Below are 26,101 nucleotides of genomic sequence, written 5' to 3' on the forward strand. Positions count from 1 at the left end.
AATGACCCGATCCTTTTCTGATCGGGAAGACCCACATGGACAGCCGCGAACTTGAAGCGCTGATTGCCGTTGCGGACGAGCAATCCTTTCACAGCGCTGCCAATCGACTTGGCCTGACGCAACCCGCTGTCACACGACGTATTCAGCGTCTGGAAGACCGCATTGGCGCATCCCTGTTTGATCGCGCGACCAAACCGTTGCAACCGACATTGGCAGGCCACCGCGCCCTGACAGAGGCGCGTGATCTTTTGCGCCGCCTTGATGGTTTTAGCGATGCGATCACCGGCAACACCAAGCGCGAAGGGCCATTTCGACTGGGGCTTAGCCACGGCGCAGCGCCGCTTATGGCCGCATCGGAACTCCGCGCGCTTCATGAAGCCTTCCCCGATATGTCGCTTACGATCCGTAGTGGCTGGTCAGCTGAACTCCTGCCGCTTCTCCGACGTGGCGAAATTGATGCCATGCTGTCGCTTGATGGCCCGAATGGCATTGTTGGCGGCATTCAAACCCGCGATCTTCCGGCAAGCTTGCAGCCACAAACATTGCTTGATGATCAGATCGTTGCCATCGGCCCGAAATCCGGCCGCCATCATCCAACCAGCATCGCCGAACTTGCCAAATATCCGATGATCCTGATGCCAGAAGGTTGCACCTTCCGTGCGCTTGGCAATGCATGGGCACGCAAAAACGGGGTTGAGTTTAATTCCGTGCTTGAGGTATCCGCCCTTGAACTGCAGATCGAAATGGTCGCCGCCGGGGCCGGATACGGCATCATGGCCCGACGGTTTTGCATGCACAGCCCGGCCCATGACCGCATCCGTATTCTTGACATTCCCGGCATGAATTGGGGCATGGCCATCACCCTGATCCGCCGGACATCAAGTGCGGATCTCAACGACATTATTGACAAGGTTGGTGAAATTGTCGTTCGTGCAGGGGCGGCATCAAATCTTGACCATGCACAAATGTTATCAGCCTCATAATCCGAATGAATTGGACGCATGCCACCACTGCGTTCATGATCGCCACCAAATTGGCCTCGGCCGCAAACAATCCCTCTCGGAGGAACATCTATGAGCCCCACTCAAAGCCCGCTTCACAGCCCCGGGCGCATGGCCCTTATGCGGGCCACCAAATGGTTCCCTTGGCTGGTTCTGCTTTCGGGCTGTCTTGTCCTGTCGCTGAACCTTGGGGTGCGCCAGTCGCTTGGCCTTTTCATTCCCGACATGCTCAATGACACCGGCTGGACTGCGGCCACCTTTGGTCTGGCCTTTGCCATTCAAAACCTGATGTGGGGTATTTCCGCCCCGATCGCCGGTGCGCTTGCCGATCGTTATGGCACGACCCGCACCCTTATTGGCGGTGCGGTTCTTTATGGTCTTGGCCTTTATATGATGGGCACGTCCCAGTCACCGGGCGAATTGCATCTGACCGCAGGCTTCCTGATCGGGACCGGCGTTGGTGCCACCAGCTTCCCGGTTGTTCTGGCCGCGATCAGCCGTGTGTTTAGCGCACAAAAACGAAGCTTCGCCCTTGGTCTGGCATCGGCTGGCGGATCGGTTGGCCAGTTGGTGATGGCCCCGACTACCCAGGCAATGAACAGCTCGCTTGGTTATGTTGCTGCCCTTGTGATCCTGGCGGGTATTTCGATGCTGATCATCCCGGCGGCCTTTGCCATGACCGGCAAGGCAGAAGGCAATAGCCCGTCGGCAAGCCCCGATCTTGGTCCGCAAAGCCTGATGGCGGCATTCCATGAAGCACGCAATCATCGTGGCTTCCTGCTTTTGACGGCGGGCTTCTTTGTCTGTGGCTTCCATATCGCCGTGATTGCCACCCACCTTCCGACCTTTACCGAGCTTTGCGGTTTGCCGCGTTCGGTCGCGGCCGAAGGTCTGGCATTGATCGGTGCTTTTAACATTATCGGCACCCTGACGGCGGGTTGGGCCGGTGGCAAATGGCGCAAGAAATATGGCCTGTCGTTTATTTACGGCATGCGCGCGCTTGTCATCGTGATCTTTATCTTCTCGCCCAAAACGTCTGAAACCATCTTGCTGTTTTCGGCATCGATGGGCGCACTGTGGCTGTCGACCGTGCCGCTGACCAGTGGCCTGATCGCACAGGTATTCGGCCCGCGTTACATGGCCACCCTGTTTGGCATTGTGATGCTGTCCCATCAGATCGGCGCGTTCTTTGGCGCATGGATGGGCGGCATTGTCTATGACCTGACCGGCAATTTTGACGCGGTCTGGTGGGCGTCTGTCGCGCTTGGTGTCTTTGCCGCAGTCGTACATATGCCAATTGATGATCGGGAATTGCGCGTGGCTGCCAAGGCCTAAGCATTTCCGAAAACACCTTCTTAAAAGCAGCGATCAGCACCGGTTGATCGCTGCTTTTTTATGGCCTTTGCGCAAGTGTCAAGTTGGGTTAAAACGCAGGCCATGGACAGACCGATTTACATGACCCCCGAAGGGTTAGAGACCCTTAGATCCGAACTCGACCACCTTTGGAAAAAGGAACGGCCCGAAGTCGTTGCCGTGGTGCATTGGGCCGCGGGCAATGGCGACCGTTCGGAAAACGGGGATTACATCTATGGCAAAAAGCGCCTGCGCGAAATTGACCGTCGCGTACGATATCTGCGCAAGCGGATCGAAGATGCGGTCGTTGTCCGTTCGGACGAACAGCCTGATCACGCCCATATCTTTTTTGGTGCTACGGTCACCTATGTCAACGCACGCGATGAAGAAAAAACCATCCGCATCGTTGGCGAGGACGAGGCCGACAGCCTTAATGGCAAAATCAGCTGGATTTCCCCGGTTGCCCGCGCGTTGATGAAATCAGGTGTCGGCGATGTGGTGACGGTACGAACACCGTCCGGCGAAGACGAACTCGAAGTTCTTGAAATCAGCTATCCGGGCTAAGCCCTACATCCGGCTTTTGACCCGCCGCGTCGGTTCCGCCTGAAGCGGATCATCGGGCCAGTAATGTTTGGGATAGCGTCCCTTCATCTCGGCTTTTACCTGGGCATATGACCCGTTCCAGAACCCGATAAGATCGCTTGTAACCTGAATGGGGCGTTGGGCGGGTGACAGCAAATGAAGCGTCACGGCAACCTTGCCATTTGCAACCTTTGGCGTTTCAGTCGCGCCAAACATTTCCTGCATACGCACCGGAAGGGCCGGAATATCGCCGCTATAATCAATGCGGATATTGGACCCGGTCGGGACTTGCCAATGGGTTGGTGCCAGACGGTCCAATTCCTGTCGCTGGTTCCAGTCAATCACGGCAAGTAATGCTTCGGACAGATTGATTTGTTTGAGCTGTCCGCGCTTGGTGACTCCGGTCAAATACGGCGCGATCCAGTCTTCAAGCGATCCCACCAAGCCATCATCAGACATATCAGGCCAAGCATCACCTTCAACCCGATGCAAGAACGCCAGCCGTTCGCGAAGCCCCTCTGATGCCTTGTCCCAGCCCAAACAATGCAGGCCAAGTTTACGAATGCCTTCGATCATGGCGGCCGAGATTGCATCGGGATCGGCTTCGTCATGCGTGGCTTTTTCATCAAGCACAAGCGCACCAATCCGGCGTTGCCAGCGGGCCTGCACCGCGTCGCTTTGGCTATCCCAAAAGACCTCCGTGCCTTCGGATATCTGATCGGCGAAATGGGTTTCAAGGGTTGCACGCGCGACCGGTGCGGCAAGATAAATCTTGGCCTCGCGCGCCTGCCCGTCGAGCTCCGCCACAGCGATATAAGCTTCACGCGCCAAGCTGTCCTCATTGGGCAAAACGCCCCCGCGCCCGCCCGACAGGCGATAGCGTGCATCGCCCCCTTTACGCCGCTCGCCAATCCGGTCGGGATACGCAAAGGCCAGCAGAAGACCCACTTCATCGGCACGATCAACGCGGGCTTCTGTTGGTTTTGCCAGGCCAGATTGCTTGGACGCTTGCGTCAGGTGGCGGGAAAGTTGTTTGGCCGCCTCAGCTATCATTTTCGGTGAACGACCCTGTTTAATCGCATCGACGCGCAGGCGTAAATCCGCCCCGCGCCCGCGCAAGAAATCGCGGTCCGAAAGCAACGCTGCCAAGGCACAGGCTGATTGCTCCAATCCCAACCCCGCGCCACGCAACATCATATGCGCCAAGCGCGGATGAACCGGCAATCCGGCCATCGCCGTTCCCATCGGCGTAATGCGGTTATCGCCATCAATTGCCTCAAGCGTGCGCAAGACATCGCGTGCCTGATCAATCTTGGCGGTTTCGGGCACATCAAGCCACGGCAGGCTTTTGGGGTCCGTCACACCCCAGCGCGCCAGCTCCAAGGTTAGCGGGGCCAGATCGGCCTCGGCAATTTCGGGGGCGGTAAAGGGCGCACGGGCGCGCTGTTCGTTTTCCGGCCACAGGCGATAACAAATGCCCGGCTCCAATCGCCCGGCACGGCCACGGCGTTGTTCGGCACTGGCTTGCGAAGATTTGACCGTAACAAGCCGCGTCATGCCCGATGCCGGATCAAACCGCGGCAGGCGTTGAAGGCCACTATCAACCACCACCCGGATGCCATCAATGGTAAGCGAGGTTTCAGCAATCGCGGTTGCCAGCACGACCTTGCGCTTGCCCGCCGGGGTCGGCTGGATCGCGATATCCTGCGCCTTGCTTTCCATCGCGCCATAAAGCGGGGCGATGATGGTATCGGCGCCGACCGTACCTTTAAGTGCTGCCTCAACCCGGGTGATTTCGCCTTGTCCGGGCAGGAAGGCCAGGATCGATCCGCTTTCTTCCCGAAGGGCTGCTTTGATCGCCGCCGTCATTTCCGCATCGATGCGGACATTGCCCCATTTATCGGGCTTGGGCGGGATGTATTTGGTTTCAACCGGATAGGCGCGGCCTTCTGACGTGATCACCGGGCAACCGCCCATCAGACGCGCAATCGGATCACCATCAAGGGTGGCCGACATGACAACAATGCGCAAATCATCACGCAGCGCCCCTTGGGTTTCAAGCGCCAGGGCAAGGCCTAGATCGGCATCAAGTGATCGTTCATGAAATTCATCAAACAGGATGGCGGCAATACCGGTCAGCTCCGGGTCATCCTGGATCATGCGAACCAGAATACCCTCGGTCACGACCTCGATCTTTGTATCCTTGGAAACCTTGTTATCGAACCGCACGCGATAACCGACACGCCCGCCAACCGCCTCGCCCAACAACTGCGCCATGCGCCGTGCACTGGCGCGCGCCGCCAATCGGCGGGGCTCAAGCATGATGATCTTCTGATCTCCACGCCACGCGCAATCAAGCAACGCCAACGGCACCTTGGTCGTCTTACCCGCCCCCGGTGGCGCTTGCAGCACCGCATTGGTGCCAGCCTCGAGCGCGGAAACCAATTCCGGCAAGACGGCATCAATGGGAAGGGCGGGGAAGATGTTTGACATCGGGGTCTTTCGATTTGCAGGTCAGGCTTTGGGTTATTTCGCAAATCAGGCGTTTGGGCAAGCCCTGCCCGCGTTAACGCGGTGCGACCAACGGCCGGGCTGCCAATAAGATACCGCGATCCCCAGCCATCCGTTGCAGGGTTTTCATCCCACGCGTCAGGCCATACAGCACTTCCATTTCGCCCGATGCCTTGGCCTGTGTCGCGGCGGCACGCGTGACGGCATAAAGCCCCCGAAAGCTATCTTCATCCAACGCGCGCAGGGCATCCTCCTTTGCCACCCGATCCGGATCAGGATGGGCAAAGGTAAGTGGGGATTTGGGATCAAACGTGATTTGGTTACTATGTTTCATCGACATCTTTTCTATCACGATTGAAAGCCCCCAGACCATCCAGGCCTGCGTCCAGCGCATATAATTTTGCTGGTCTTTCCCAAACCGGCCAGTTCCGGCAAAGAACACATCACGCGACGGATCAAAGAGGTTCTTGCACGCCCAGTTCGCGACATACACGGCACCATCAACATCACCAAACCGGCAAAGGCCCGCCATGGCTTGCGCCACCGCATGGGCATCAAGATAGCCACCTTTGCCTGCAAAACTGCGCGGAATGCCCTGATCATCAAAGCACTGCGCCCGATAAAATGCCCAGCCGCGGGTTATGGCATCCCCCAAACCCGTCATCCCCGTATTCCGAAACCGATCCAACAGATCAAGAATGTAGCCCGTGTGAAACCCGTCGATAAAACCGTGGTGATGACGCGTGCCATAAGCCCAACTGCCATCCGTGCGCTGTGCTGCAATCACCCGACGTACAGCCAATTCTGATTTCGAATGCCCCGGCCGAACACGATTAAGCGCAAAAGCCGCCCACAAACTGGCATTATGAATTTCCGCACTGTCATGATCGAAATAGGCAAAATAGCCATCCCGCCAAAGCCGGTTTTCAATGAAATCCGCAGCTTGGATCAAGGCAGGATGTTCGCGCCCCAGGCCATCGGTGATCAGCGCATCAAGCACAAAGCTCGTGACAATCGCATTGCTCTGCCTCCGCTTGGCGTGGAAAGCCCGCGCTTGCCACTCAAACGGATATCCCCATCCCCCGACCGGATTTTGCAGCGTTAAAAGCTGGTCGCGAAAGTCCCGAAACTTCACCCCACCTGCGGCACCGTTCAGAAGCGCCAACGTCTTCGGATTTACGGACGGCGGGATCATTGCAAGTAATCGCAAAACACGTGGCCCGCGCTTAACGGCTTGAAGCCAGCAAAGCCGTGCGAACCGAAACCGCCCCAAGCCACTTGCCTGAAACAACGGGCTTTCCAGCCCATCAAACGGATCAGCCCCGGCATAGTGATCCCGTGCCATGCGCGCCAGTACCCGATCCCGGATAGCCTTCAGATCATGCTGGTTCATGGTAACCGCCTTGCCTTATCGCGACACCAGCCGCCATCCCGGCACAGATCAGATAATGACCATAATTCAGCGTATTATCCGTCACCATCGTCACCATGACCGAAAGTAAGATACAGATCGCCAAACGGCTCGCACGCACGTGCCACAGCATCACACTCCACCCGGCCGTCCATAGCAAAGCCCCACTGCTCCCGGTCTCAAACAAAATCCGGAAATGATCGTTATGAAGCGCCCCAAAGGATGTGAATGATGTGTAGCCAGACAAGATCGCCTCAACCGACCCGGCACCAAAACCAAGCCACTGCCGTGAGGCCGGGGCCGCCAGCCAGATGTCGGCAAATTCGCGCCAGAAGACCAATCGCCCACTGTCATGGGTCAATAGAAGCCGCGGCAGCTTCTCGGCGGCCAACCATCCGACAACGCCAATAACCGCCAAGCCAACCATCCATGTGATCGCACGCGAAAACCGCAACAGCCCAAGAAGATTAAGGGTCATCGCCAGAACCGCGATCCGCGTTTGGCTCAGCAATACGGCACCACCGGAAATCACCGCCAACACCCCGCGCCAACGCGGTTCAAAAACCGATGCCAAGGCAAAAAGCCCCAAAAACAGAAACGGCTGGTTCAACCGCGCCCCTTCATGGGTGGGGTAGAACGAACTGGTCGCGAGCAGATACAACACTAACGCGGGCACCATGATCCGTACTGCATCTCGCCCGATCAAAGCCCCGACGAGGATGCCGACTGGTAACATCATTACATTGCCAATCAGTCGAAGCCTTTCCAACCCATCGCCCGTTCCGATGCCGATCAGCCCCAAGAATGCCAGTAGCACCAACGTGCCTAAGACAACCATTGCCGAGAGCCGAAAACCGCGCCCAAACCCAAGCAGGATCGAAGCCCAAAACACCAACAGCACGATCTTCGATACCATGCCGCCCGCCGACAAAAGCCAGAGCGAAATCACCATCACCGCATTGCCAATCACCAGAAGCCACAGCGGCACTATCGAGCGCCCCGAAGTCGACTGCTGTTGAACACCTGCCATCTGGTTCATACCACACCCACAGATTGAGCCAGGACAGGCACATAAAACTCAGCTAGGCTGAAGACCTTGTAATCAAAGCAGATTGGCAACGCTTGATGCTTCGGCTGGCGCATTTTTGTCTGATGGCCCAAATCGTTCTGGCCCCGCTTCTCTTGGGCGGAGCTCGCCCATGGGCAATCGCCATTCTGTCGATCATGAGCGGTCTGGGCATTCTTGCTGTTTGCATAACCCGCAAGCAGATTTCCATCCCACGCTATCTGATCCGGATTTGGGGCGTTGCCGTGGTCATGTTGGGCTGGAGCCTTCTGCAATCCCTGCCGATTTGGCCCATGCAGGATTACCCGTTCAACGCCACGCAAATTGCCCTGTATCCAAATGCCTGGATGGGGTTGGCGGCAAACCTGATCTGGTTGATCGCCACAATCACGTTGAGCAGTCTCTTGGCGCAGGGCCGGTCCCAAACACTGCTGAATGGTGCCATCAAGGTAGTAATCGCCAGCAGCGCACTTCAGGTCGGGCTTGCCGCCCTTGCCAGCACAATGGATTGGCAAACAACGTTCTGGTTTGGCAAATCGGCTCACCTTGATGACTGGACCGGAAGCTTTGCCAACCGCAATGCGTTTGGCATCTTTCTCGGCTTTGGCCTTTTGGGCGGTTTGTATCTTTTTGCCCAAAACAAGGCGCAAGGCATTGGACGAAGACTTGATCAATCCGGTGGCCTGTTGGCCTTGGCGCTCATTTTCGCCGTCGCATTGCTTGAAAGCCACTCGCGTAGTGCAGTGGCCCTTACCCTGATTGGTACTTTGATATTTCTGACCCTGAATACGCCGCAGACGACCTTCAAAGTGATCGGAAAACGAGCGCTGTTTGTCGGTTTTGGGATCCTCGCCCTGATCATTTTGATCGACATTACCTCCCCCGAACTGAGCACGCGATTTATCGAATTGGCGCGCTCTGATTTGATCCAGCGCGATGATGCCTGGCATACCGCGATCCTGGCAATTCAGGATCGCCCCATAACCGGTTTTGGCTTTGATAGCGTGGCGCTCGTGATGGGTCATTTCGCCACCGCCGGACTGAATACCAACGCCCATTGGTTTAGCAGCCACAACCTGCTTCTGGACGCCGCAATCATGTTTGGCATTCCAGCAACTCTGACCGTTTTGACTGCCCTTGGCTTAATGGCAACCAATGCCGTCATATGTGCCCCAAACGGAACCATTCGCGCATTCGTGCTGGCCTTAGTCAGCATGGCCATGATCGGGTCCCTCATCGGCTGGGTCATGTCAATGCCTGCCCTCATTCTGCCGATTGCGATTGCAATAATGGCATGCCGTGAAGCCGCGCCTGCCAGGACGCTCGCAATGCATCAACCCGCCGATCCGATGGCGCAATCGCCCGTGCCAGATCAAACAGCTTCGCGCTGATCGGCAAATTATCCGCCCCACTCAGAAACGCCGCATGCGCCTTGACCGATAACAGAAACGGATCAAACGGCGTATCGCTCAAGCGCTGATCCACGACCTCGGCCATTTGCGCAGGATCATGCGATTTGAGTTTGTCTGAAAGCTCTTGGCGATTTGGCTCCGCCCGCAACCCATCCCCGTTGGCAATCGCCCTTTCGACGTCACGCACATGGCGCAACGCTGAACCTTCATAAGCCAGTTGCCCGATGCCAGTTCCGAGCGCCACAACAGCAATTGCCAGAACAAGCACCCTCATCGCCCTTGCTCCGTCGCAGTCTGCGTGCTGGTTGCCTTCCCATACGCCAAGCGCGGTCGGGCACTATTGAGCACCACGCCATCGGGCACAACGCCAGCGGTGCGCAACTGATCAAGCGCATGGGTGATATCGCGGCGATTGCTATGACCACAGCGCGCAGCAAACAAGGTCACATCTGCCAACCGCGCCGCCAAAACCCCGTCGGCAACGGCCAAAACCGGCGGCGTATCAATGATGATATGATCAAAGCGCGTACGAAGCGCGGCAACGATCCCTTCAAGCTTGCTTTCAATCAAACCAGTTGAGATCTGCCCCGGCATGGCCATTCGGGCACCAAGATAATGCTGGCCATCGACCACACAGATCGCCTGATCAAGCGCGCAATCACCAGCCAAAAGAGTGGTCAGATCACCATGCGCCCCCTGCTCGCCAAATCCGGCGGGATCGTGCAGGTCGGCATCAAGCAGAATGACGTTTGCCCCAAGTGCGGAAAGCTTTGCCGCCAGGGCCCGCGCGATATGGGTTTTACCATCCCCGGTCGAGGCAGAACCAACCGCAATCACTTGCCCCTTCTTGGGGGCGGCTGCTTCAGATTTTTGCCCGAGAATGCGCATTAAAACCGCCAGATGACCAAACGCCTCATCTAGCACTTTATCCGCGCCGCGATCATCGGGAATACGGGCATAAAGCGGGATGCCAAGCCGGCTTTCGGCATCAAAATCATCATGAATGGTTTGATCAAAGTAATGACGCAGCAGCACCGCACTGATTGCCGCCAAAAGGGCAATCATCACTGCAAGCATCGCGAGATCGCGCTTGTTTGGAAACTCCGCAATATTTGGCCTGGTCGGAGCCCGCAGGATTTCTACATCACCGCGAAAACCTGCCATGTCACGGCGCAAGGACTGCACGCGCTGACCCAGTTCCTGCACGCCATCACGCGCCAGCGCCACAGACCGAAGCAAGGCTACTTGTCCTTGCAAACGGGCGTTTCGCGACGCCAATCGGCTTTGCCATTGATCGCGTTGGCCGGTGATCAGACGGAGTTTTTCCTCGGCACTTGCAAGTTCCAAAGCCAGCTGATCAACCACGTTATCGACCGCAAAGCTTAATTCTGATCTGGTATCTTCAAGCTCCTGAACCTTGCCCTGCATGATCGGGTGCTTGGGGCCATAGCGTTGATCAAGGGCGATCAATTCCTGCTTCTTGCGATCAAATTGAAGCGAAAGCTGCCGGATAACCGGGTGGCTCGCGACATCGGAAATCGTCAGAAGCGTATCCAGATCATGCGCGTTCGATCGCAACTCGGCCGCCACCCTAAACCCGGTGACTTCCTGCGAAAGCGCCTCTGCCTGCTCATCCAGCGCATAAATCCGACCCAGCATCAGCTTGCCTTCGCCTTCATCAAGCACACCTGCTTGTTGTTGCCAAAGGGCCAAATCGGTTTCGAGTTTGGCAAGTTCGAATTTTGCTTCCTCAAACTGACGGCTGGCTTCAGAAAGTTCGGTTCGAACGGTTTGCTTTTGCCGATCTTCACGCTGCCAGACATAGCTTTCCGTGATCGCTGCCAATGCCTTGTGCGCGACAACGGGGTCATTGGCGGTAAATCCCAATTCAACCGCTGCCGCATTGCCGATCCGCTCGGCATCAATCGCCCCCCGCAGGCGATTGAGCATCGCCATTTCATCAGATTGCAGAGACTGGCGGTTTGCGGGGTTCATGACTTGGGACATGATGTGCGCAAGAATGCCGCCATTTTGAGGCGCCATCACCAATGTCACATCTTCACCGCGCAAAACTGAAAGTGCGGTTGCCAGCGTCTCCTGCCCACGGATTTCGGCAATCACGGTTTCGATCTGTTGCGCCGTGAACCCGGTGCGTGGGTTTTCCAGACCGCCCGACATTGCCCGCTCGGAAAATGGAGCCGCCTCAATCAATCCGATCTCGGCCACCGCGCGGTAATCTTGTTTCCAGTTTGAAATCAAACCGAGCATCACGGTCAGCACGGCGACAAACACAAGGCACGCGACACCACGACGCTGCCACATAATCAAAACCAGATCGCGCAAGCTCGGATCAAATCGATCAGACGTTTGGGCGGCTCGGTTTGCGGTTTGCACGCGCGTTTCCATCATCTCGGGCTCGCATCCTCAAGCTCGGGCACATCGCTCAGATCCTCGTACTCGGTGTAGGTCCGGGATGTGATCGTCGGTCCACCGACAACTCCTTCGTCAAGCTGCGTGAACCGACCAAACCCGCGCCGTTCCCTCTCAGTCGCCTTTAGAGGAACCGAGTGATTCGCTTGACGCTCTGGCGCTGAGCCAACAAACGGCCTGCTACCCGCAAAACTGATTAGATCGACATGTCTTGCAACGACCAAACGGCTGGCGATCCCAGAAGCATTTCGCAGAACAACGGCAGAAAACTGCTCTGGCAGAGGATGCATTGCACTTAAATTGGCAAGCACCCCACCAAACACCGTTTCAATCAGAAAGCTGTTTGCCCCGGCCTTCGCCAGAAGGGCCTGAAATAGATCAAGCATTTCCCGGATGCTTTGATCAGAGATAAGCACGCCTTGCGCCCACATCCTTTCAGTGATGGCATTTATCAGTTGGCGGAGATCTTGCGGATTTGAAACCGCAGAAATGTTGGTTGCCAACCATTCTAGTGCCGCTTCTTGATCAGCGAGATCAAAGTCGGGTGTGGTAAAACTCGCCGCGCGCCCATCAATGCCAAACATCAGAACAAGCCCAACTGCCCCGGCAATCGCGGCCTTCTGCACAGCCGATCGCATCCGACCAAAATGAAGCCGACCAATTTCGGGGAGCACCAACTGGGCAAAGGCAAACAGACCACTCGCATAGCGCGGCAACATGTAACGCGGCTGACAACAAATCCGCCACAGGAACTCCAGCCCCGCCTGTTGCCAAATCTTCGGCGCACGCTGGATATCGCCTGCCAGTACATCAAACGCTCCGCCAACCCCCATGGCGAACCGGCACCCTGATTGCGGCGCGAACCGATCAACAAACAACTCTTTGCGGGGGGATGGCAAGGCGACAAACAAGGCATCGGCATGTGATTGACGGACAATTTCGGTAAGCTTGGCATCATCAGGTTCATAACCATGATGCGCGCCCGCAATCACAAGCCCCGGATAAGTCCTCAGCAGCTTTGCTTGCAGCTTCTCCAAAACATCTGGTTTGGCACCAAGCAGAAAGACACGGGTTTGATCCGCACTAAAACGCGTCAGCAAATCGATCATGAGATCAATGCCCGTCACACGTTCCGGAATGGATATGCCCAGAAACCGTGCTGCCCAAACAATGCCCATACCATCCGCCGAAAGGCACTCACCCTTTGCCAGGGCATTGAAAAGTTCTGGATTGCTATGCGCGTGTGGCAGCTTGACCGCACTTAACGAATGCTGTCGGAAACAATTGGATGCCGCCGTCGCATCGGGCTCCGCCAGATGTGCACAGATATCGGCACATAGTTGTTCGCGCCGTCTGAGATCAAGTTTCAGACCGAAAAACGGCCCGTTACTTGCCAGTTTCCCTTGTCGCATTCACCGCCCCTGTCAGCCCCAATCTGAACGCCCGGCAGTCCCACCCAAACTATTTTATTGTTTGTCCGCTGATACTTATGCCGATGGACAAGTATAGCTTTAGTCGTTGATGCTGATGGTAACTTATGATTGAGTTATCGACAACAACAGCATCCCAAGGTGATTGATGCCGTGCAGGTGACAGTGCTGACCAACCTTGTGCCACCCTACCGGCTTGATGCCTATAACGCCTTGCATGGCTTGGCTTACAAGGTCGGCGGCAGGCTAACTGTCATTTGTACCAATCGCACAGAACCGCAACGAAACTGGGCCAAGACATCGGGTGACTTTACCCATCAAACACTTGATGGCTTGGTTCTTCCGCTCGGCGAAAATCGCACCTTCTCAATCCCGATAGGCACCAAGAACGCGCTCCACCGAGCGACGCCAGATGCCCTGATCCTGAACGGATTTGGCATCGCCCAATGGCAAGCGGCCCGCTGCGCACATATCCGCAACATTCCCACCATCCTGCAATTTGATGGCTGGATCGGCTCGGACCAGACATATGCCAATACCGTCCGCAAATATATCCGACATCAAATGATCGCGAAGGCAGATGGATTTGTCGCCGCAAGTTCGCGCGGGAAAGAATGGTTTCAGCAATTCGGCGCCACCGAGACCGATATTTCGGTAGCTCCGATCCCGACCTCGTTTCCACCGCCACGAGTTCTGAAGAGTTTCGCAGACCGAGCCTATGATTTGACTTGGTGCGGCCGCACAACCAAAGCAAAAGGGCTCGGTATTTTCCTCAAGATCGCAGCAGACCTCAAGAAACGCGGAACCATCAAACGGATCGCCATCATCGGCTGCACGGATCTCGAACAGGCTCAATCTGATCTCTCGGCATCCGGGCTCAGCGATGCAGCAGATCTCCACCCACAGCTCTCCCCGATCGAAGTCCCAGAGTTTCTCTCCAACAGTAAACTCTGCCTGTTTCCAAGCCGCAATGACGCTTATGGCGTTGGCGTGATCGAAGCCATCGCATGTGGCACAGTTGCGCTCGCGAGCCCGCTGGTCGGCTGTGCGCCAGATGTGTTGGACCGCTCCGAAATCATCGATATCAGCAGCTTTGAGGATTGGGTTACCGCTTCTCAAGCGCTACTGAGAAACCAAATTTTGTGGCAACGAACTCAGCAATCCCAAGCCAACAACATCAAGAACAACACAGCAAACCATCAAGCCCGAACCCTCTGGGAAGCCCTGCAACAGGCATCCTACGAAACAACACGGGTGCGGCGATGGAGCTGATCACACCAGTCTCGAAGCAGCTGAGTTTTGGCCCAAAAGTCTGGATGATCAGTCGCGTTGATCAGGCATCGATTTTGGCGACGCACCTTACCGCCCAAAATCGATTGGTACACTGGGATAGCTTCTGGCGACATGATGGTAATGGGCTCATTCGCCCACCATCACGCAAAACCGATCCTTCCCTGATGAACATTCCCGGTCGTCATCTGTTTCCGGATCTGATGGGAAAGGTTGCCCGGACACTAAACCTGCCGGCCCCCAACCTCTATTCCGATATCCCGCTGTCCCTTCTTGCCGCACGTAACCTGCCCAAGGCAGATATTTTGCACGGTCAGGGCAATTACAGCCTTCCAGCCATGCGTCGCGCCAAGGCCAACGGAATGATCACGATATCGGACGTGACAGGGCAGCTCGCAGAAATCCGCCAACAGCAGTTGGGTGCCGAATACGCTGCCCACAACCGAACCTACCGCGAGATATCAAACTATCTCGCCAAACGTCGTACCGCAGAAGCCCACTTCGCCGATGCCGTCTTTGCTCCGTCTGATGCAGTCGCAGAGGGCCTGCAACGATGCGGCATCAGCCCAAGCAAAATCCTCCTCGTTCCTTTCACCTCTCCACGTTGCAAGAATCTTCTGGATCGCCGACGGCCAGAGCGAGCCGATACCGTCATTCGCGTGCTTTATGTCGGAAATCTGTCGCTGGCCAAGGGAACGGCCCATCTGCTGAGTGCTTGGACGGACCTTCGCAATCAATTCAAACAACGCATTGAGCTCACACTTGTCGGATCGGCAAAACCCTGCGCCCAAAACCTGCTGTCGGACTTGCCGGATGGCTGCAATTGGCTGGGCCCGCGCTCCGCGCAAGAGGTTGCTGATCTAATGCTGGGCGCTGACATCTTTGCATTCCCGAGCCTGTCAGAGGGCAGCAGCCTTGCTGTGATGGAGGCCATGGCAGCCGGATGTGCCATTGTCACAACCTTTGACGCAGGAAGCCCGATCAAGAACCACATCAGCGGCCTTCTTATCCCACCGCGCGATCCAGTGACGCTTGCAACGGCTGTCTCGACCCTGATTAACAATCCAACCATGCGGCGCAACCTTGGCCAGATGGCACGCGACCAAATCCGCGACGAGCTGCGAACCGGTTATGGAGCACGGGTTGATGCGGCCTATGACATCGTGATGTCGCGTCATGGATAGGGTTTTTCACGCCATCATCCCATCGCTTTATCCGCTCTGGATGGTTTCAGCAAACCTGATCTCCCGGTTTGGCGGCATGATCATCCTGATCCTGATCGGCCATGCATTTGCAGATCAGATACTCGGGACATATTTTGCGCTTCTCGCAACCATTGGACTTGCGGTAACGGCAACCCAGGCCGGGTCGGGCCCGTTACTCATCCGCCTCGCCCAAGCCAATCAAATGCGCAGCGCCCTTGTCGTAATAGCAATCCGATTGGCCATAGCTTTGGCGGCAACCGTTGCCATGATCAGCATGAGGGATCATCCAATCGGGCTCTACTGGCCGTTACTTTTGTTGCCTTTGGCTGCTGCATTGGCACCGGATTGGATCATTGCGGCTAGAACCGAATTCTCAAAGCTTAGCCTCATTGCTGTTTGCGGCCAGATGGCAGGCATTATCGTCGCTGCTTGGGTTACGTTGACAAAGGCTTCAATCGCGCTGTTTGCCATCGCCCCGGCGATCTCTACCGCAAGCTTGATGCTTGGTGCTCTCCTCGCCTACCGCTCCAATAATCCCGTCACAGTCAAAAGCTATGAACTACAGCATTCCAATACGGGCTTGATCGGCTTCACCCTCCTCGCAGGCTTCCTGCCCAACCTCGATTTCGTGCTGCTGAACACAGGCGATGACACTGTTTTCCTGGCCCAACGCATCTTTCTGTTTTGCGCAGGCCTGATCGCAGCCATCACCGCGACCTTGTTTGCCAAACGCGTGGTTGGCGCCGCTCGCGATATATGGCTCATGGCACCGATGGCGGCAGTTTCTGGCATGTTGTTGCTGGGCCCGGGCTTCGTCGCCCATCTGATCTATGCCGATCCAAACCCGCAACTGATCGAACTGATCCAAACCGGTGCGCTTTGGCCCGTCCTGATGGCAATCATCTCGCGTCAAATCCTGATCCTGCAGGAAAACGCCAATGCCAAGTGGCTCGGCTGGTTCTGTTTGCTTGCCATGGTCGGCACCGCGTTCGTCTTGCCCGACCCAAGCAACGCGTCAGAGGTCATCATTCTCGTTCAACTGCGTTTGGCAGCCATCCTTTTCGTACTCTTGGCCTGGCAACGACATATCCGTCTACGGCGGATCCGCACATGACGGAGCTGAAGGCAAAAATCGCGCATGATCGCCTTATGGATGGTCACTTTGGTGACATCCATTTTGGCGCATGGGGTATTGAATGCTCGGACAGGAACTCCTTCGTCACGCTGACGGATACATCGCGCAAGGCGTTTTTCAAGGACGGTGTTTGGCACTTGGCAAGTGGCCGACTGAAGATAGAGCTGAAGACTGCGCAAACCTCCGCAAGCACCCTAACGATCAAGGCTGCCTTCACTGCCCTTGACGACATCGCGTTACAGGACGCCGTGATCCGCACGGTGTTTGACAAGTCCAATATCAAGCACGGTATCATCGCCGATCAGACCATCCCCCACACCAATAGCGACAAGTACCGCTTGCATAAGACCGATCACGCCAAGCTCGTCTCCAAGGGCGGCCACGTTGTTACGGTCCATCTTAGAAAGCCGGATGGTACAGGCCGTTTCGAACCCTACCTTTACCTGCGGGATCGCGATGATCATTGGATCATTCATGCTCGGATGCTGCCAATTGATCCGGTTGATCATGTCTGGCTGCGCTGGGCAAATCGCCTTTTCACCGCGTCCGCCCCGAATGCAATCGCTCGTCTACTCTGGAAATGCAAGCCAACTCAAAAACTTCTTTGGCGTTTGCGCGAACGGCTCGGACGCAGCTGCCCGGAAATTCAGGCAGTTCCATTAAACATCCTGAAAAGCGGACAGTCGCTGTCGATGGAGGTGACATGTCACTTCCGATAACCGATCAGAGCATCAAGGAACGCTGCGCACGATTGGCACAGCTAATCGCGGATAATCTCGCGGCGCGTCAGACGCCGGATGGCAATTTCAAACTGCCCGAGTTTTACGCCAAAGCCTTCGCTATTAATCTCTGGACCAGAATTGATCCTGCGAAATACGCAAAGAACATCAGGCGTGCGTGGACGGCCCTGACGTCTGAGGCACAAGGCAAACGCTATCACCGCGAATTCATCGAATACGCCCTGCTCAGCACACCGGGCATGAATGAAGAGAAGCTTCGGCAAGTCCTGTGTACTGCCCCAAAGCAATCACCGGATGTAGCCAATTGGCAGGTGCTTGGCCTGATCAATCGGCAGATGCGTTGCGGCACAGCCGGTACACGCGCCATAAACTTTGCGCATGATATGCTGATCCGCGCCCGTTACTGGCGCTCCCCTCTTTTCCTGGATCGTCCAAACTGCTTCTCATCGCAGTATCACGCTTTCTGCGCGGCACTTTTTTCAGACAGCAATGCCCCATCCCAGTGGAGACTTGGGAAGATGGCGACCAAATTACTCGCTGAGTTGTCCGGTACTCACGGCTATTCGAATCTCCTTGGCCGCGGCGCAGGTCAAAGCTTTGGCGTGGTATGTACTCTGTTCGCGCTCCAAAAACATGGCTACACACAACAAGCTGAAGCGATCCTGTTTCGGCTTGAAGATGCGTTTCTGCAAGCAGGCGAAATGCCCCTCAATCTTCTTGCACCAAATCCGCTGCCAGATGAACCCGGCCCTGCAAATCCCGAAACACCCGGCTGGTATAGCTACAACCGTCATGACGACTATCTCGCATTCGCCGGATACTGGTTGTGCAGAACAGCCGAACTACCCGATACAAAACGAGATAATCCGGCAACGCCGCAGGCATGTGACAACAAACGGCTTCTTGTCGTTTCCACTCCATTTTATCAAACACAGATGGCCTGCAGAGGCCGGGAGGTCTTCGATTTTTCGCCTGCACCTGTAGTGATGTCAGGGCAGGCTGAAAGCGCACAAATCCTGCTGCCTCCGACAGGTGGAGAACAGGATCATCAAAGTCTGTATGACGCAGCTTCGGTCCCGCTTCCGGCGATCGGCAATACCGAGTTTTCGCGTATCTTCCGAATGCGCAAACTCTCCCAGAACCAAGCGCAAATCGACTTTAAACTCGGCGGTGCCAACGGCATTCGAACCATCACCTGCAATCCATCGGAAATCACAATTCAGGATCGCTGGAAGCATCCCGAGGACCAGAAAGCAGATCTCTTCCGCATCCTCATTGATGGGCGCATCAAACTTGTTCAAACGTCGGCAAACACGATCTCAGCAAGTGATCTTGGCGTCACGTTCAGCGCTGATGCGGAGCTAAAGCTTGAGCCCAATGGCAGTTTCAGTGCGGCAGGCCCGGCCAACCGAATTACCGCTCCAGCAAGCGTGAACGCGACCCTGAAGATATTGTGGGAGAATGCCGATGCGTGATCCCATAACCATCATCACCACTGTACGCGACGGCGAGATGTTCCTTGATCGCTATTTTGCCAATTTGCAGACGATATTAGGGACGGATGATCGGGCTGTTATCGTTGATGATGGCTCAGCATTGCCTGTGTCACTGCCTTCTGAATTGCCAAAGCGCGATCAAATCCAACTACTCCATCCGGGCAAAGTCGGTCGCGGGGCAGCACTCAATCTTGCGATCGAAAACAGCGAAACCGATCTGATCGCCATTCAGGATATTGATGATCTCTCGCTACCCAACCGCCTCGACAAACAAATCGCTTTCCTCGCCAAACACCCAGTTGCCCTGCTGTTTGCTAGAGCGATGTCAGACCGCTGGATGCCAAGTTTTTGCGGAGTACAACGCTTTGCATCTGGCCGCCTGTTGCGCAGTAACCCGCTTCATCACTCATCTTTGGCAATGCATCGTGCAATTTGGGAATGTGCAGGCGGCTATGACACGGACCTTGCCTGCTGCATTGATCTGGAATTCTATCTGCGTGCAGCCCTTCGTTGTGGCTCATCAATATGGCGACTGCAGGCCGCATTAATCGAGCGAAACCTGACACCCGCCACCCGGCATTTCGCGCAAGTTCCAGACAGCATCTATCAACAGACATTGCAAAGTGTTGTCGCAAAACACCGTGAAGGCACTGTGCGAGGCAGCTCATCATGAAGCGCCAACCGAAAATCGTCGCAATGGTTCAACTGCCGCCACCAATGCATGGCGCCGCGCGCATGAACCAGCATGCAATTGAGGCACTCGCAAGACAGTTTGATGTGCTCGTCCTTGAGATGAACTTCACCCGCGACCTCAGCGACCTTGATAGACCATCGCTTCGCAAGCTAACGCGCGCATTGTGGTTATTGCTGAGACTTGTTGGTGCTTTGCCCCGTGCGAAGGCGCTTTACATCTGCTTTGCCCCGACCGGCGGCGCTTATATCCGCGACTGCCTTTATGTTCTGATTGCCAAGATGTTCCGAGTGCCTGCTGTTCTCCATCTGCATGGGCGTGGCTTGCCCGCCATGCGTCAAAGCAGACTTGCACTCGCATTCCAGAAAACCGTCTTCGCCAACCAATCCGTGATCCAGTTGGGCGAAAACTTGAGATCGGAGATTGCTGGTCTGGCTTGCCACGCCACTATCATATCCAACTGCCTTGAGCCTAACGCCATCACTGATCCGGCGAGAGGTGACTGGCATCCGTCTAAGCCGCTCAAACTCCTATGGCTTTCTAACCTGTTTCGCGCTAAGGGCATCGAAACACTGATCGCAGCCTGTCAAATCCTTCGCGAACGCGGCATCAACTTTGAGCTGACAATTGCAGGTGCGGAAGGCGACATAAGCGCGCGACAGTTACGCGATTTGCTGGAGCACTATGGCATCATGGATACTGCGATTTACATCGGATCAGTTGAAGGCAAGGGCAAAGCGAATGCGTTTTCCAATGCTGATCTGTTTGTCTTCCCCAGCCACTATGCCAACGAAGCACAGCCGCTTGTCGTACTCGAAGCCATGGCAGCTGGCGTGCCGGTGATCACCAGTGATATCGCTACCTTGCCCGAGTTCGTTCGCGAAGGGCAAACCGGGTTCCTGTGTCCCCCGCAAAACCCGACTGCGCTGGCAGAGACCATCATCCGTGCTATCGAGTATCCAGACGAAACATCACGCATGCGAAATGCCGCCTATGAGTTGTGTAAAGCGCATTTCAATCAGGATCGGTTTACCGTCCAAATCACATCTTTAATGAGCGAAGTCATTGGAAGTGATGTGCAAAACAGGTCACAATCACTTTCCAGCGACATGAAACGCGCGCCCACCACCCAGATAAAATCAGGAGACCGCCCCAATGGATCGTGATGAATTTAATGCCTTTTGCGGAACCCTTCCCCACACCAGCCAAGTGGTGCAATGGGGTGGTGCGGATGTCTGGAAGGTGGCTGGCAAAGTATTTGCAATTGGCGGCTGGACCAAGGATGACACGCTGGGGATCAGCTTCAAGACGTCCGAAATCGGCTATGAAGTCCTGAAAGAACAGCCGGGATTGCGCCCCGCACCTTATCTGGCGTCACGCGGCATGAAATGGATCCAGCATTATGACAAGCCGGGTCTAAGCGATGCGGACCTGAAGGATCATTTAAAAAGCTCGCACCGCATTGTAGCCAAGGGTTTGACGAAGAAATTGCAGCGCGAGCTTAATCTTTATCAGGACGAATAGATGTGGTCGCTTAGAGACGCCAGAGATCAATACCGGTCGGCACCGCATCACGCGGCAGGACTGCGCGAACATCCGCAACAAATCCCTTGCCGTCTTTAAGCAAGCTGCTAACAAGCTGCCAGCCCTTGGCGACATATTCCTTGTGCCCAACCGCCAGAACCACCGCATCGGCTGGTTTCAGGTCTTCATCACAATAAAGCTTCAAACCGTCAAACTCGTGCGCGACTTCCTCGGCATCCGCATGCAGGTCATGGACCTGGACATTGATCCCGGCTTCTTCAAGCGATTTGATGATGTCGATCACGCGCGTATTGCGGATATCAGGCACATCTTCCTTAAATGTCAGGCCAAGAACAGTCACGGTCGGGTTCTTGGTTGCACCTTCGCGGAGCAACGCGCGGATCACCTTGTTGGCAACAACATCACCCATGCCATCATTCACCCGACGACCGGCCAGAACCACCTGCGGGTAATAGCCAAGTTCTTCGGATTTATGCGTCAGGTAATAGGGATCAACACCAATGCAGTGACCGCCGACCAGACCTGGTGTGAATTTCAGGAAGTTCCACTTGGTCCCGGCGGCTTCAAGCACATCACGGGTATCAATGCCCGCGCGATCAAAGATCAGCGAGAGTTCATTCATCAGCGCGATGTTGAGATCACGCTGGGTGTTTTCAATCACCTTGGCAGCTTCGGCGGCCTTGATTGTCGGCGCCTTGTGGATGCCCGCGGTGACAACGCTGCCATAGACGTCCGCAACGATATCAAGCGTCGCCTGGTCCTGACCGGACACAACCTTGGTAATCGTCGTAAAGCGATGCTCACGATCACCCGGGTTGATGCGTTCTGGCGAATAGCCGACCGTAAAATCAATACCCGCCTTCAGCCCCGAAAGCTGTTCAAGGATCGGAACGCATTCTTCTTCGGTTGCGCCGGGATAGACCGTGCTTTCATAAACAACGATGTCGCCCTTTTTCAAAATGGCGCCAACGGTTTTCGAGGCAGACCGCAGCGGCGAAAGATCCGGGCGGTTGGACTTATCAATCGGGGTCGGCACGGTAACGATGTGGAAATCGGCCTCGGCCAGGTCCTTGGGATCGTCGCTCAGCAGAAGGTCGGCTGCCGCCAATTCATGATCATCCACTTCACCCGTCGCATCATGACCGGCTTTAAGCTGCGCAATGCGTGCCTTATTGATGTCAAAGGCAACGGTGCGCCCGGTGGAAGTCCCGAATGCAACCGCAACCGGCAATCCAACATAGCCCAAACCGATAACAGAAATCTTGCGCCCGTGGCTCATTACTCAACCCTTACAAAGATATGCTTTTCTGACTTCTAGCCAGCCCGCAGGGAACCGTCAATAATCGAGATCAAAGTCAAACGGGGCATCGCGATTTTGCAATACCCCGTTTGTAAATTCACTATCGTTGCGGGCCTTAACCCTTCACAACGATATTGACCAATTTGGGCGTTGGTTTGGCAATATAGATCACCTTGACGATCTCCTTGCCGTCCAGATGACGCGCAACGTTCTCGTCCGCCTTGGCGAGTGCTTCGACCGTTGCCTGATCGGCATCCGCTGCCACCATCACTGAACCACGCTTCTTGCCATTGACCTGAACCGGGACTTCAAATTCGTCATCCTGGGCCTTCTCGGCATCAAATACTGGCCAGTCAAACTTGATCACCGATTTCTTGGCGCCGAATTCATCGGCTGCCATCCGGCTCAGAAGCTCTTCACCCAGATGCGGCGCAAACGGGGCCACCATCAATGCCAGTGCCTTGGCATGATCGTCATGAACCGCATTCTGCTTGGTCAGCGCATTGGTAAGCTCGATCAATGCTGCAATCGCGGTATTGAGGCGAAGATCAGCAATATCACCGGTCACCTTGGCAATCGTCTTGTGCAGAAGCGTTTCGATCTTGCCATCAACGCTTTCGGTCCGCTCCATCTGGGTCGTGACTTTCCAGACGTTGGACAGGAACCGCATCATGCCGACAATCGCATCGGACTGCCATGGTTTGGAGCTATCAAGCGGGCCCATATACATCTCATACGTTCTGAACGTATCGATGGTGTATTGCTCGCAGATTTCCTCAGGCGGGATACCGTTCTTATAACGCTTGCCCATCTTGCCCGGAACGGTCGTGAGCTGCTCGTCGGTTTTTCCGTTAAACGGAACCTTCTTGCCATCGACATCGCGCATTTCAACATCATGGATGTCGACATAAACGCCGCGCGCATCGGTATAGGCATCCGCCGTAATCATGCCCTGGTTAAACAGCTTCTGAAACGGCTCGGGCGTGCTGACATAGCCAAGATCAAACAGAACCTTGTGCCAGAAACGCGAATACAGAAGGTGAAGCACCGCATGCTCCGCACCACCGACATAAAGGTCAACCGCACCCGGAAGTGCCTTGCCATCCTTGTCCGCACTGTTCGCCCAATAGGCCGCCGCATCATCAGATGCGAACTTCTCGCCATTCTGGGCATCGAAATAGCGCAGATAATACCAGCAAGACCCCGCCCAGTTCGGCATGGAGTTGGCATCACGCTTGAACGCGCGCACTTCATATTCCGCACCGTCATGGGCGTGTTTGGAACCAACCGCCGCATCGACCGGAAGAACCGACCCATCTGAAAGGACAATACCGGTCACTTCCATCCATTCCTTGGCACGTGCCAGGGGCGGCTCCGGCTCGGAATTCGGGTCTTCGTTCGATTGCGGTTTGAAATCGGTCATTTCCGGCAGAACAACCGGTAAGGCCGCCTGCGCAATGCCGTGAACCTGATCGGTTTCCAGATCGAACAGAACCGGGAACGGCTCGCCCCAATAACGCTGACGCGAAAACAGCCAGTCACGCAGCTTATACTGCACGCGACCACGGCCAATGCCCTTGCCTTCCATCCAGTCGATGATCTTGGCCTTGGCATCCGGGGTCGAAAGCCCATTAAGCGACACTTCATCATTGGCGGAATTGATCGTCACGCCAACTTCGGTCTGCGCGACCTTAAAGCTTTCCGGTGCCTCAACATAACGCGCATGAAGGGCTGCGATATCAAGATCCGCCGTATCGGCCGGTGCGTTGTCTTTAACCCAATTATCAGACGGCTTGGTCGTCGCACGGATCGGCAGGTCAAACTTATGAGCAAATTCAAAGTCTCGCTGATCACCGGCCGGAACCGCCATGATCGCACCGGTGCCATAGCCCATCAGGACATAATCAGCAATCCAGACCGGGATTTCTTCGCCGGTCACCGGGTTGGTCGCATGCGCGCCAATAAATACGCCGGTCTTTTCACGCTCGGCATCATCTTTGGCCGAAACGGCCTTAAGCTCGGACGCCTGCGCGCGGTATGCGGCAACGTCGGCCTTTTTGTCAGCGGCGCACAGCTTATCAACCAGCGGATGCTCAGGGGCGAGGACCATATAGGTCGCGCCAAAAATAGTATCGGGACGGGTGGTGTAAACCGCGATCTTCTCGTCCGAACCATCAACGGTCTTGACCGGGAAATTCACCCGCGCACCAACAGAACGACCAATCCAGCCCTTCTGCATCTCGACCACGCCATTTGGCCAATCAAGCCCTTCAAGGTCGGCCACCAGACGATCGGCATAATCGGTAATGCGCAACATCCACTGTTTCAGCGGACGCTTATAAACCGGGTAATCACCACGTTCGGACTTGCCTTCGTTGGTGACTTCCTCGTTCGACAGAACCGTGCCCAGCATCGGGCACCAGTTGACCGGAACCTCATCGACATAGGCCAGACGCCCGCGATCAATCGCACGGTCAATCTCTTTGCCTTCGGCCTTCACACCTTCGCCAATCACGGCTTTGGGCTGCGGCACGCCGTCTTCGTCAAGCAACCACGCGCCAGACTCAAGCATCGGACGCAGCTCGGCAATCGGGCGCGCACGGCCGGTGATGCTCTGCCCCTGCGGGCCTTTCCATTCGACGGTCGGGTCATAGAAGCTGTTGAAAAGCTGCAGGAAGATCCACTGCGTCCATTTGTAATAATCCACATCCGTCGTGGCGAAACGGCGATGGGGATCATGACCAAGCCCGATGACCTGGAGCTGACGCAGCATATTTTCGATATTGGCTTCGGTCGTGATGCGCGGATGCTGACCGGTCTGAATGGCAAACTGCTCTGCTGGCAGGCCAAAGGCATCAAAGCCCATGGAATGCAGAACGTTATGGCCACGCATGCGCTCGAACCGTGCTTTCACGTCGGTCGCGATATAGCCCAACGGATGACCGATATGAAGGCCAACCCCGCTTGGATAGGGGAACATATCAAGGATGACGCTTTTCTTTTTGCTTGCGTCGAAATCCGCATCGCCCGGATTTGGGGTACGATAGGTATCGTTTTCCCGCCAGTAATCCTGCCAGCGCTTTTCAAATTCCCGCGCACTTTCCTGATAGTTCGCCACGCTCAATCAACTCCTGCCTGTCAAACCCCGAATTACTGACCTTTGGCGCCGGTCAAATCCGCGCCCGCCATCCCAATTCGGGTTCAAAAATAATCCTAGGGTCTAAACTCACTCACATGATCATCCCGGTCGCCCGGATTTGTACGGATATGCGGAGCAAAATCACAGGAAGATCTACATCTTTCAAGATTTTGCGACAAAATAGCCCGTGCAAATCCGGGTGATCCAAAGGACAACTGATATGAGAGAAAGCCTCTGCGTCAAATCCCTTGACCGGGGATCACCCCGCTCGGCGGTCTTTTCCTAGCTCTTTCTCTCATATCAGTTGCCGGGTCGGTCATGTGAATGAGTTTTGACCCTCAGAAGTGTTCATAAGCGCGCTTTG

Annotated in this window: 19 protein-coding genes; 12 read left to right on the plus strand and 7 right to left on the minus strand. The window is 55.6% G+C overall.

Features of this window, described 5'->3' with window-relative positions; translation table 11 throughout:
* The first annotated feature begins 35 nt into the window (after positions 1 to 35).
* The 3 genes from ACMZ66_RS07860 (at position 36) to greB (ending at position 2,918) form a co-directional block, all read left to right on the plus strand.
* Positions 36 to 983: a LysR family transcriptional regulator gene (locus ACMZ66_RS07860; RefSeq protein WP_416936090.1), complete on the plus strand. Its 948-nt coding sequence runs from the start codon at positions 36 to 38 to the stop codon at positions 981 to 983.
* 90 nt (positions 984 to 1,073) lie between these two features.
* The gene (locus ACMZ66_RS07865; protein WP_416936092.1) at positions 1,074 to 2,336 is read left to right on the plus strand and encodes an MFS transporter; all 1,263 of its coding nucleotides are present in this window, start codon (positions 1,074 to 1,076) and stop codon (positions 2,334 to 2,336) included.
* A gap of 102 nt (positions 2,337 to 2,438) precedes the next feature.
* Positions 2,439 to 2,918, plus strand: coding sequence for a transcription elongation factor GreB (greB, locus tag ACMZ66_RS07870; protein WP_416936094.1), 480 nt, complete (start codon positions 2,439 to 2,441; stop codon positions 2,916 to 2,918).
* 3 nt (positions 2,919 to 2,921) lie between these two features.
* On the opposite strand, the gene hrpB is transcribed toward greB, so the two are convergent.
* The 3 genes from hrpB to ACMZ66_RS07885 form a co-directional block, all read right to left on the minus strand.
* A complete protein-coding gene (gene hrpB, locus ACMZ66_RS07875) occupies positions 2,922 to 5,429 on the minus strand; it encodes an ATP-dependent helicase HrpB (protein WP_416936096.1) in 2,508 nt (835 codons plus the stop codon).
* Positions 5,430 to 5,502: 73 nt separating this feature from the next.
* Positions 5,503 to 6,840 (minus strand): hypothetical protein, encoded by a 1,338-nt coding sequence (locus tag ACMZ66_RS07880; RefSeq protein WP_416936098.1) that lies wholly within the window; start codon positions 6,838 to 6,840, stop codon positions 5,503 to 5,505.
* Complete coding sequence (locus ACMZ66_RS07885; protein ID WP_416936100.1) at positions 6,827 to 7,897, minus strand: O-antigen ligase domain-containing protein; 1,071 nt, start codon at positions 7,895 to 7,897, stop codon at positions 6,827 to 6,829. The genes ACMZ66_RS07880 and ACMZ66_RS07885 overlap by 14 nt, the downstream gene beginning before the upstream one ends.
* A 113-nt stretch (positions 7,898 to 8,010) precedes the next feature.
* Here ACMZ66_RS07885 and ACMZ66_RS07890 point away from each other — a divergent pair, with 113 nt between their 5' ends.
* Positions 8,011 to 9,315, plus strand: coding sequence for an O-antigen ligase family protein (locus ACMZ66_RS07890; protein WP_416936102.1), 1,305 nt, complete (start codon positions 8,011 to 8,013; stop codon positions 9,313 to 9,315).
* A 291-nt stretch (positions 9,316 to 9,606) separates the two neighbouring features.
* On the opposite strand, the gene ACMZ66_RS07895 is transcribed toward ACMZ66_RS07890, so the two are convergent.
* Together ACMZ66_RS07895 and ACMZ66_RS07900 are read right to left on the minus strand one after the other, a co-directional pair.
* Positions 9,607 to 11,745 (minus strand): GumC family protein, encoded by a 2,139-nt coding sequence (locus tag ACMZ66_RS07895; RefSeq protein WP_416936104.1) that lies wholly within the window; start codon positions 11,743 to 11,745, stop codon positions 9,607 to 9,609.
* Entirely contained in the window at positions 11,742 to 13,178 is a 1,437-nt protein-coding gene (locus ACMZ66_RS07900; protein ID WP_416936106.1) for a WecB/TagA/CpsF family glycosyltransferase, read from the minus strand. Before ACMZ66_RS07900 ends, ACMZ66_RS07895 begins: the two co-directional genes overlap by 4 nt.
* A 129-nt stretch (positions 13,179 to 13,307) precedes the next feature.
* Between ACMZ66_RS07900 and ACMZ66_RS07905 the strand changes: the two genes are divergently transcribed.
* From ACMZ66_RS07905 to ACMZ66_RS07940, 8 genes are read left to right on the plus strand one after another with little or no spacing between them, the layout of a single operon-like run.
* On the plus strand, positions 13,308 to 14,468 hold the full coding sequence (locus tag ACMZ66_RS07905; RefSeq protein WP_416936108.1) for a glycosyltransferase family 4 protein: 1,161 nt from the start codon (positions 13,308 to 13,310) through the stop codon (positions 14,466 to 14,468).
* Positions 14,459 to 15,670 (plus strand): glycosyltransferase family 4 protein, encoded by a 1,212-nt coding sequence (locus ACMZ66_RS07910; RefSeq protein ID WP_416936110.1) that lies wholly within the window; start codon positions 14,459 to 14,461, stop codon positions 15,668 to 15,670. Before ACMZ66_RS07905 ends, ACMZ66_RS07910 begins: the two co-directional genes overlap by 10 nt.
* Positions 15,663 to 16,805 (plus strand): hypothetical protein, encoded by a 1,143-nt coding sequence (locus ACMZ66_RS07915; protein WP_416936112.1) that lies wholly within the window; start codon positions 15,663 to 15,665, stop codon positions 16,803 to 16,805. Before ACMZ66_RS07910 ends, ACMZ66_RS07915 begins: the two co-directional genes overlap by 8 nt.
* Positions 16,802 to 17,545 (plus strand): hypothetical protein, encoded by a 744-nt coding sequence (locus tag ACMZ66_RS07920; protein WP_416936114.1) that lies wholly within the window; start codon positions 16,802 to 16,804, stop codon positions 17,543 to 17,545. The genes ACMZ66_RS07915 and ACMZ66_RS07920 overlap by 4 nt, the downstream gene beginning before the upstream one ends.
* Complete coding sequence (locus ACMZ66_RS07925) at positions 17,530 to 19,041, plus strand: hypothetical protein (RefSeq protein WP_416936116.1); 1,512 nt, start codon at positions 17,530 to 17,532, stop codon at positions 19,039 to 19,041. The genes ACMZ66_RS07920 and ACMZ66_RS07925 overlap by 16 nt, the downstream gene beginning before the upstream one ends.
* Complete coding sequence (locus ACMZ66_RS07930) at positions 19,034 to 19,735, plus strand: glycosyltransferase family 2 protein (protein ID WP_416936118.1); 702 nt, start codon at positions 19,034 to 19,036, stop codon at positions 19,733 to 19,735. The genes ACMZ66_RS07925 and ACMZ66_RS07930 overlap by 8 nt, the downstream gene beginning before the upstream one ends.
* Complete coding sequence (locus ACMZ66_RS07935; protein WP_416936120.1) at positions 19,732 to 20,919, plus strand: glycosyltransferase family 4 protein; 1,188 nt, start codon at positions 19,732 to 19,734, stop codon at positions 20,917 to 20,919. Before ACMZ66_RS07930 ends, ACMZ66_RS07935 begins: the two co-directional genes overlap by 4 nt.
* Complete coding sequence (locus tag ACMZ66_RS07940) at positions 20,909 to 21,277, plus strand: MmcQ/YjbR family DNA-binding protein (RefSeq protein ID WP_416936122.1); 369 nt, start codon at positions 20,909 to 20,911, stop codon at positions 21,275 to 21,277. The genes ACMZ66_RS07935 and ACMZ66_RS07940 overlap by 11 nt, the downstream gene beginning before the upstream one ends.
* A gap of 10 nt (positions 21,278 to 21,287) precedes the next feature.
* Here ACMZ66_RS07940 and ACMZ66_RS07945 read toward each other — a convergent pair whose 3' ends face one another.
* Positions 21,288 to 22,577 (minus strand): nucleotide sugar dehydrogenase, encoded by a 1,290-nt coding sequence (locus ACMZ66_RS07945; protein ID WP_416936124.1) that lies wholly within the window; start codon positions 22,575 to 22,577, stop codon positions 21,288 to 21,290.
* Between the two features lie 136 nt (positions 22,578 to 22,713).
* On the minus strand, positions 22,714 to 25,716 hold the full coding sequence (locus ACMZ66_RS07950; protein WP_416936126.1) for a leucine--tRNA ligase: 3,003 nt from the start codon (positions 25,714 to 25,716) through the stop codon (positions 22,714 to 22,716).
* Positions 25,717 to 26,101: the final 385 nt, after the last annotated feature.

The organism is Thalassospira sp., from assembly GCF_048059015.1.
GTDB lineage: Bacteria > Pseudomonadota > Alphaproteobacteria > Rhodospirillales > Thalassospiraceae > Thalassospira.